8 protein-coding genes are annotated in these 7,825 nt (G+C 67.5%); 3 read left to right on the forward strand and 5 right to left on the reverse strand.

Translation table 11 applies throughout. The features are described 5' to 3' along the window. The coding region (locus tag PHC73_RS09200; protein ID WP_300126976.1) for a Rieske 2Fe-2S domain-containing protein at positions 1-724 on the reverse strand (724 nt) is incomplete at its 3' end. 181 nt (positions 725-905) lie between these two features. On the opposite strand from PHC73_RS09200, the gene PHC73_RS09205 reads away from it, so the two are divergent. Both PHC73_RS09205 and PHC73_RS09210 read left to right on the forward strand, forming a co-directional pair. Further along, positions 906-1,400 carry an aromatic-ring-hydroxylating dioxygenase subunit beta gene (locus tag PHC73_RS09205; protein ID WP_300126978.1) on the forward strand — a complete coding sequence of 165 codons (495 nt, stop codon included), beginning with the start codon at positions 906-908 and terminating at the stop codon, positions 1,398-1,400. 26 nt (positions 1,401-1,426) lie between these two features. Continuing rightward, a complete protein-coding gene (locus tag PHC73_RS09210) occupies positions 1,427-2,698 on the forward strand; it encodes an aromatic ring-hydroxylating dioxygenase subunit alpha (protein WP_300126980.1) in 1,272 nt (423 codons plus the stop codon). Between the two features lie 586 nt (positions 2,699-3,284). On the opposite strand, the gene PHC73_RS09215 is transcribed toward PHC73_RS09210, so the two are convergent. The 4 genes from PHC73_RS09215 to PHC73_RS09230 all read right to left on the reverse strand — a co-directional run bounded on the left by PHC73_RS09215 (position 3,285) and on the right by PHC73_RS09230 (position 7,075). After that, positions 3,285-4,223, reverse strand: coding sequence for a fatty acid desaturase (locus PHC73_RS09215; RefSeq protein ID WP_300126982.1), 939 nt, complete (start codon positions 4,221-4,223; stop codon positions 3,285-3,287). A 94-nt stretch (positions 4,224-4,317) separates the two neighbouring features. Continuing rightward, a complete protein-coding gene (locus tag PHC73_RS09220) occupies positions 4,318-5,292 on the reverse strand; it encodes an alpha/beta hydrolase (RefSeq protein ID WP_300126984.1) in 975 nt (324 codons plus the stop codon). A 14-nt stretch (positions 5,293-5,306) separates the two neighbouring features. Then, positions 5,307-5,786 (reverse strand): aromatic-ring-hydroxylating dioxygenase subunit beta, encoded by a 480-nt coding sequence (locus tag PHC73_RS09225; RefSeq protein WP_300126985.1) that lies wholly within the window; start codon positions 5,784-5,786, stop codon positions 5,307-5,309. A 2-nt stretch (positions 5,787-5,788) separates the two neighbouring features. Further along, the gene (locus tag PHC73_RS09230; RefSeq protein ID WP_300126987.1) at positions 5,789-7,075 is read right to left on the reverse strand and encodes a Rieske 2Fe-2S domain-containing protein; all 1,287 of its coding nucleotides are present in this window, start codon (positions 7,073-7,075) and stop codon (positions 5,789-5,791) included. Between the two features lie 277 nt (positions 7,076-7,352). Between PHC73_RS09230 and PHC73_RS09235 the strand changes: the two genes are divergently transcribed. Beyond that, positions 7,353-7,825: thiamine pyrophosphate-binding protein (locus PHC73_RS09235; protein WP_300126989.1), on the forward strand; the 473-nt coding region annotated here is incomplete at its 3' end.

The following is a 7,825-nucleotide window of genomic DNA, read 5'->3' on the forward strand; positions in this document are numbered from 1 at the left end:
TGCCGCCCTCCTGGGTCGAGCGGTACAGGCCGAACGTGCAGTGGAACAGGTGCAGCAGGCTCGCGTGGTACGGGTCGCGCAGGTTCTCGGCGTAGACCTTCCAGTTGGCGTTCATGTACTGGCGAGTGGTACCGAGCACGCGCAGCGGGCGATTGAAGATGCGCTTGACGTAGTGTGCGGCGGTGGCGCCGATGTGGGGCTCCACCGCCGGTAAGGTGTCGTCGAAAGTGGCGAACACCAGGCCCTGGTAGTCCTCCACGCGCAGCTTGCGCAAACCGTGCTCAGCCAGATCGAAATCGGCCGGATAGCCGCCCTTGCCGCCCAGGCCCTTGCGGAACGGCACACCGACCAGATTGCCGGCCGCGTCATACGCCCATTGGTGATAGACGCAGGTGTGGGTGCCGTTCGGGCCCACGTTGCCGCGCAGCTCACGGCACACCAGCGCGCCGCGGTGCGCGCAGCGGTTCACCCAGGCGTGGATGGCGCCGTCGGCGCCGCGCGTCATTACCACCGGCGTGTCGCCGACGAAGGTGGCCTTGAAGTCGCCGGGGCTCGGGATTTCCGCCGCCAGTCCCAGAAAATTCCAGGCCGGGCCGCGGAAGATGCGTTCCTGCTCGAGCGCGTACAGGTCGGGGTCGGTGTAGACCCGATACGGCACGCGGCTGACACCCAGGGCGGGCCAGTCGAGTCGTGCCGCGGCAACAGATGTGGCGGGCGCGTTCATGGACGTCTCCTCCAGCGGCGGTGCGTCGGACCAATCTACGCCTGCCCCGTGCCGCCGTGAAGCCCGCGGCGCCACAGGGCCGAACAGCCGTTGGGTTTTTGCACGCTTGACGGCGGTCAATGGCCACCCCCACTGCCTACCCACAATGCCTGCACCTGAACGTCGATACGAGGTGCCGCCCATGTCTACCGCCGTTGCCACGGCCCCTGTCACCACCAGCCGGCAGGAGGTCGAAGACCTGATCCATGCCTACGTGCAGTGCATCGACGACGACCGGCTCGAGGAGTGGCCGGATTTCTTCACCGACGAGTGCGTGTACAAGGTCATCCCGCGCGAGAACGCCGACCTCGGCCTGCCGGTGGCGGTGATGTTCTGCGACAGCAAGGGCATGCTGCGTGACCGCATCGTGGCGCTGCGCAAGGCCAACATCTACGCGCCGCACTTCTACCGCCACCTGGTCAGCAACACCCGCATCCTGGGCGAGCAGGGCGGCGTGATCACGGCGCAGACCAACTACGGCGTGTTCCAGACTCTGCTGGATGGGGAAACGCGCGTCTACAACACCGGCAAGTACGTGGACAAGATCGTGCGCGTGAACGGGCAGCTGCGCTTCAAGGAGAAGCTGTGCGTGTTCGACACTTACCGCATCCAGACCCTGATGGTCACCCCTATCTGAGCCGTTTTTCCAAGGAGTAATCGATCATGGACGCACGCGTGAAACGGACCGGCGGACTCATCTGGCCGGAAGAGGGTGTCTGCTCGGCGGTGCCGTACGGCGTTTTCACCGAGCAGGCGGTGTACGACGAGGAGCAGGCGCGCATCTACCGTGGGCCGACCTGGAATTTCATCGGCTTGGCGGCCGAAGTGCCGAACGCCGGTGACTACAAGGCCACCTTCGTCGGCGACACGCCGGTAGTGATGACGCGCGACGACCAGGGCGCCATCCACGCCTGGGTGAACCGCTGCGCGCACCGCGGCGCGCTGGTGTGCCGTGAGCTGCGCGGCAACAACGCCGCCGGCACGTATACCTGCGTGTACCACCAATGGTCGTTCGACGCCAAGGGCGATTTGGTGGGTGTGCCGTTCCGCAAGGGGCTGGGCGGCAAGGGCGGCTACCCGGCCGACTTCGACATGAAGCAGCACGGCCTGCGCAAGCTGCGGGTGGAGAACTACCACGGCGTGGTGTTCGCCACCTTCGACGAGACCATGCCCGGCGTGCAGCAGTACTTGGGCGCCGGCGGTGCGGTGGACGAGCACCTGCAGCGCATTTTCAAGGGCCGCGACATCGAGGTCATCGGTCACGCCCGCCAGTACATCCCGAGCAACTGGAAGTTCTATGCCGAGAACACCAAGGATCCCTACCACGCCAGCCTGCTGCACCTGTTCCACATGACCTTCGGCCTGTACCGGTCGAGCCAGGTGGGCGGGGTCAAGATCACCGGCGGCTGGCACACGGTGCTGTTCTCGCGCTCGGGTACCGACACCGAGGAAGCCATCGCCGAGACCAAGGACTCGAAGCTGCGCACCTACCAGGCCGACACCTACACGCTGGACGACCCTTCGCTGCTGAAGGGCCGCAAGGGCGAATGGGGCGACGACATCACGCTGGTGATCATGTCGTTGATGCCGAACCTGGTGATCCAGCAGATCCAGAACACACTGGCGGTGCGCCAGATCGTGCCCAAGGGCCGCGATGCCTTCGAGCTGGTGTGGACCTTCTTCGGCTACAAGACCGACGACGAAGAGCTGCGCAACATCCGACTGAAGCAGATCAACCTGATCGGCCCGGCCGGGTTGATCTCGATGGAAGACGGCGAATCGTCGGTCATCTGCCAGCAGGCGGTGGTGCGCGACCAGAACGAGTGGTCCTGCATCGAGATGGGCGGCCGCGACGTCGCCGACGCGGACCACCTGGTCACCGAGACCACCATTCGCGCGTTCTGGAAGGAATACCGCAAGCTGATGGGCTACTGAAGCAAGAGCCAACCCAGCCCCCGCGGGCCGGCGCCATCGTTGCGGCGCCGGCCCGCGGGGGCTTTGTCGTTTCTGAACACGCCGATTCAGTCGGCGTCTGGAAAACGCTGATCCATTCAGCGCTGTTCGTCCGCGGCAGGGAGGCCAAGGACGCGCTAACAGGCAAGCCAGGGTGGCTTTGCCCCCCAATCAAGCGCGTCAAGCGCTTGATTGGGGGGGGCTCGTTGCGGACATGTTGCCGCGACGAGCCGAGTTGAAAAAGGGCAGGAAGGCATTTTTCAACGGCCTGCTAAGCGTTGACCTGGCCGTTGAAAGACGGCTTTCAACGGGCTGGTAGGGCAATACCGGGGTCGGCTTGCACGCTGAACCAACACACGTCGAGTGCTGGATCGGTCGGGCGCCGCGGACACCCTGCGCACACTTCGCTCATACCCGGTGCTGCGCAACCGCGTCACGCGTCACGCCAGTGCCTTATCTCCTTGATCTCCGGACGCCATGCGGGCGTCAGGCGCGCCGGGTGAGCCGGGTCGGCGTTGGGCCAAAAAAAACCCCGGCGCGCGGCCGGGGTTGCAGATGGGCTACGGAATCAGGCGCCGCTTGGCGTGGGCGTGGCGTTGCCCGCGGTGCCTGATTGCTTGGCGTGGAACTGGTGATGCAGTTCGATGTTGTCCGGCGCCAGCGCAAAGGCTTTCTGGTAGCTCACGTTGTGCTTGGCGTGCTCGTCGTAGCGCAGGTACCAGACGCGGTGCATCTTGTAGAACGGCACCGTCGGGTACAGGTGATGGATCAAGTGGTAGTTCTGGTATACCAGCAGCGGCGTCAGCAGCCATTCCCAACCCATGCGCATGGTGGTGGCGAGGTACGGGTCCTCGTGGTGGCTGACCAGCGCCGGGTGGTGCGGCAGGATCACGAACACCACCGCGATCAGGAACAGCGAGATGCGGGTCGGGATGAACCACAACCAGAACAGCTCGTAGCCGTAGCCCATGGCGATCAGCGTGCCCACCACCGCCACCAGGCCGGTGTAGAACACGATCAGCTCTTTCTTGTGCTTCTTCACCAGGTGCTGGCCACGGGTGAAGAAGTACCAGATGTACCAGATGTCGAAGAACGCCCAGCGCAGCGGCGCCTGCCAGCGGGGCGCGTCGTGCTCGAAGCGGTCCGGGTCCTCGGGGCCGTTGGCGTGGATGTGGTGCTGGTTGTGCAGCCAGCGCAGCGCCACCATCGGCGCGTACGGAAACAGGAACAGCAGCGACACGTCGGCGATCAGCTCGTTCAGCCAGCCGATGCGCGAGATGGCGCGGTGGGCGCCGTCATGGATGGGGCTGAACAGGCCGTAGCTGAGCAGGCCATTGATGATGCCGCCCGCCCAGTAGCTCAGATGGCCGGTCAGACACTGGTGCCACACGACGGCCATGCCGCCGAGCATCAGTACCGCCAGCAGCGCGGTGGGTATGGCCAGGGTAGGAGCGCGCATGTACTCGCGCAGCAGCGTTTCGCTGGGGCTCAGGGTGCGGGTGGACATCGTTCCTCATCTCCTTATGGGGCAGCGTCCGAGTGGGGGGCAAGGCGCCCTGTGCGCATCATCACCGGCGGCGCGGCGCGTATCTTGACGGTCGTCAATGCAGGCGGTCGGCCAGCCAGTGGGCCATGTCGGTGCGCACCTGGCGGCCCACCTCCAGCACGCCGGCCATGGAGGCGAAGCCGTGGATCATGCCGTCGTAGCGGGCGAGCGTGGTCGGCACGCCGGCGTCGGCCAGACGCTTGGCGTACGCCTCGCCCTCGCTGCGCAGGACGTCGAATTCGGCCGTCACCACCAGCGCCGGTGGCAGGCGGCCAAGGTCTTTGGCAAGCAGCGGCGACACGCGCCAGTCCTGCGCCGAGGCGGGGTCGGCGAGGTAGTGGTCGCGAAACCACACCATGGCGCCGGCGGTGAGTCCATAACCCTCGCCGCAGGCGGCGTAGGACTCGCCTTCCAGGTGTGCCATGTCGGTGACCGGGTAGATGAGCAACTGCGCGGCGAGCGGGATGCCGGCGTCGCGCGCCGCGAGCGCGCTGACGGCTGCCAGATTGCCGCCAGCGCTGTCGCCGCCCACCGCCAGGCGTGCGGCGTCGATGCCGAGCCCTGCCGCGTTGGCGCTCGCCCAGCGCGTGGCCGCGATGGCGTCGTCCGCCGCGGCCGGGAAGCGGTGCTCCGGCGCCAGGCGGTAGTCGATGGCCAGCACCGCGCAGCCGGCCTGGGCGGCCAGATCGCGGCACAGGTCGTCGTGGCTGTCGAGGTCGCCGATCACCCAGCCGCCGCCGTGGAAGAACAGCAGACCCGGCAGCGCGCCGTCGGCGCTCGGCCGGTACAGGCGCGTCCTGATCGCGCCGGCCGGGCCGGGGATGGGCAGATCGCGTACCACCGCCAGCGGCGTGGCCGGGCCGGCGGTCATTTTGAGCTGCATGCGAAAGCCGATGCGCACCTGTTCCGGCGTCAGCACCTCGATGGGCGGCGGATTCATGGCGGCGAGCTGCGCCAGGTGCGCGGCCACTTGCGGATGCAGCCGGCCGGACAGCGGACGGGTGAGCACGGCGGTGAGGTCTTGGTGCATGGGGAATACCGCGGTCACAGCAGGAAGGTGAGATTGTCGATGGCCATGTCGCTTTGCGTCAGCAGCACGGTTTTGGCCTTGATCTTGAAGCCGTCGCCATCCGGCAGCAGGCGGTGCTGGCTGACGCCGGACCAGATGTCCTGGCGGCCGCGGCGCAGTTCCGCCAGCACGAAGTTGGTGCGTGTGTGCACCTCGCCCTCGCGCACTTCGAAACGCAGGTTGCCGACCACCCGGCGCATGCGCGAGCGCGGCCGCTGGCTGTGCGCGGCCGGACTCATGAGCCGATACACGCGGTCTTCGAGCCGCGCGCGGTCGTCGTAGATGATGGACACCTGCCGCGCGGGGTCGGTGCTGTCGGCGTCGCGGTCGTTGCAGGGCACCCAGTAGCAGCACACGGGCGCCCACAGGGCGAGCCAGTCCTCGACCTTCAGGTCGTCGAGCAGGTCGGCCTCGTGGAACAAAAACGCCTCCACGGCGTCGCGGGTGATGTTCACGCTCAGCCCTCCGCCATCAGCTTGAGCCAGCCGCGCAGCTGGCCACGCTGGGTGGTTTCGTCGCCCACCAGACCCACGCGCGTGCCGTCCGGCTCCACCCGCTCGCGGTTCAGGCCGCGGGCGAGGTAAAGCCAGGGCTCGACCGTTGCCTGCAGGCCCTCCTGGTTGCGCTCGAACAGCTCGGCGTCGTCCGGCGAGCCGGCGCCGGCCGGGCCGTAGAACGACTCGTGCTGGCGCAGTCGCAGCGCGTTGATGCTGGGCGGCACGCCCTTGAGCAGGCCGGGGAACATCAGCACCTCGGTGTCGTCCACCGCCAGCGGGCGCAGCAGGCGAATCTGCACGCCGATCAGTTGCAGGTTGGGGTAGATGCCGACGTGCGGGTCGCCGGCCCAGGCCAGCAGCTCGCGCCCGCGCTCGGCGCCATAAGCCTCGAACATGCTCTGGATGTACTCCTCGCCCTGCGGCTGCTTGCGCAGGGTGGTGAGGTAACGCTCCAGGTGCGCCATGCGGCCGGGGAAGAAATCCAGCAGCACGTGGCCGTTGCCAAGATCGCGCGTGAGGTTGCCGGACTCGTCCGCGAACGGGTCGCCGTGGTGGGTGTCGGCCATGTTGCCGCCCTGGCGCCGCCGCCAGGCGTCCAGCACCGAGCGGTGCGTGTAGTGCGGGTGGTAGCCGTCCATGCCGACGAACTTCCAGTTGCCGCGGTAGCGCGTGCGGTGCACGCCGGCGGTGACCTCGATCTGCCCGCTGGGCGAGGCGTCCATGTAGATGTCGAGGTACTTGGCGGCCGGCCCCAGGTGCTCGGCGAGCGAGGGGCCGGTGGGGGCGAGGCTCGCAAACACGAAGCCGCGGTAGATTGCCTGGCGCGGCGCGGGAGTCAGGCCCAGATCGTCCTTGCAGAAATCCGCCCCGTAGCCGGCCGGCCCCGGCACGTCCTGCAGGGCGCCGGTGTTGCGGAACACCCAGCCGTGGTACCAGCAGGTGAAAAAGCGCGCGTTGCCGGTTTCGCTTTCGCACACCGTCATGCCGCGGTGGCGGCAGCGGTTCATGAACACGCGCACCTGGCCATCCTCGCCGCGCACCATGACGACCGGCTGGCGGCCGAGCGTGGTGGCGCGGTAGTCGCCGGGGTTGGGCAGCTCCGCCTCGTGGCCGACGCACAGCCAGGTGCGGTGAAAGATGCGCGCCATTTCTTGCTCGAAGATGGCAGGATCGGTGTAGATGGCGCTGTGCACGCGCTCGCGCTGCACCAGGTGCGTGTAGTCGGACACGCTGTGCGGGGCGTTCATGGCGGTGTCTCCGGTGGCCGGGCAGGCGCAAAAAATAGCACGCGACACCTGCCGATCGTTCGGTCGGTTGGCGGGTCTATGATGGGCGTCGGGCGGGACGCCGGTCTGCGCCCTTGGCAGGCCAGGGATGGCTTGCCCGCCAATCAAGCGCCTCAAGCGCTTGATTGGCGGAGGCTCGTTGCGGACATGTGCCGCGACGAGCCGAGTTGAAAAAGGGCAGGAAGCCTTTTTCAACGGCCTGTTAGATAACGAACGATACCCACCCGAGGAGGCCCCGATGAGCCAGCCCAACGGCGCCGAAGTCCTGATCGACATCCTGAACGGTTACGGCGTGGAGGCGATCTTCTCGTCACCCGGCTCGGAATGGCCGCCGCTGTGGGAAGCGCTGGCGCGCCGCGCCGCCGCCGGCCAGCCAGCGCCCCGCTATTACAACGCCCGCCACGAGGATCTGGCCATCGGTCAGGCGATGGGCTACGCGCGCGCCAGCGGCCGGCTCGGCGTGTGCCTGATCCACGCCACCGTGGGCACGCTGCACGCCGCCATGGGCATCCGCGCCGCGTACCACGAGCAGATTCCGCTGCTGGTGCTGTCGGGCGAGTCGGTGACCTTTGGCGAAGGGCCGGATGCCTGGGTCGGCGCGCAGTGGGGGCGCTTTCTGGCCGATCACGGCGGGCCGGCGCGGCTGGTCGACGCCTATGTCAAATCGAGCTTTGGCCTCAACACCCCGGCGGTGCTGGCCGGCGCCGTGCA

The organism is Immundisolibacter sp. (assembly GCF_028696615.1).
GTDB lineage: Bacteria > Pseudomonadota > Gammaproteobacteria > Immundisolibacterales > Immundisolibacteraceae > Immundisolibacter.

Coding starts and splice junctions, on each gene's coding strand:
- PHC73_RS09205 (WP_300126978.1), top strand. CDS start 906: ATGTCTACCGCCGTTGCCACGGCCCCTGTCACCACCAGCCGGCAGGAG.
- PHC73_RS09210 (WP_300126980.1), top strand. CDS start 1,427: ATGGACGCACGCGTGAAACGGACCGGCGGACTCATCTGGCCGGAAGAG.
- PHC73_RS09215 (WP_300126982.1), bottom strand. CDS start 4,223: ATGTCCACCCGCACCCTGAGCCCCAGCGAAACGCTGCTGCGCGAGTAC.
- PHC73_RS09220 (WP_300126984.1), bottom strand. CDS start 5,292: ATGCACCAAGACCTCACCGCCGTGCTCACCCGTCCGCTGTCCGGCCGG.
- PHC73_RS09230 (WP_300126987.1), bottom strand. CDS start 7,075: ATGAACGCCCCGCACAGCGTGTCCGACTACACGCACCTGGTGCAGCGC.